The organism is Streptomyces katrae (assembly GCF_000966975.1).
Lineage (GTDB): Bacteria > Actinomycetota > Actinomycetes > Streptomycetales > Streptomycetaceae > Streptomyces > Streptomyces katrae.
The window spans coordinates 1-335 of the sequence record NZ_JZWV01000538.1; the positions used below are offsets into that span (position 1 = coordinate 1).

A 335-nucleotide genomic window follows, 5' to 3' on the forward strand; every position below is an offset into this window, starting at 1 on the left:
GAGTGCTGGCGCACGCGACGACGGGACGGTTTCCGTTCGGTGAAGGTCCACCCGAGGTCCTGGCCTACCGGGCGTCCCATGGGAAAGCCGAGTTACACGGGCTCCCGGCGGATCTCGCGGAAGCCGTGGCCGCCGCCCTGGCCCCGGTGCCGGGCGACCGTCCCACCGCAGTCGAGCTGTCGCGGACGTCCGCTCTCAGAAGGACGACCTCGGTGGCGGACGGTCCCGCCCCCGGGAAGGTGATCATCGCACTCGCGGCCCTTGCGCAGGAGACGGCGGATCTCGGCGGGGGCGCGGACCGCCATCTCTCGCGCCGGACGGATGTCGCGACTCGG

General features: G+C 72.8%; 1 protein-coding gene. It reads right to left on the reverse strand.

From position 1 onward, the window contains the following. Positions 1 to 92: 92 nt before the first annotated feature. Positions 93 to 335 (reverse strand): hypothetical protein (locus VR44_RS46430; RefSeq protein WP_211275096.1); only part of this gene is annotated, 243 nt, incomplete at its 5' end.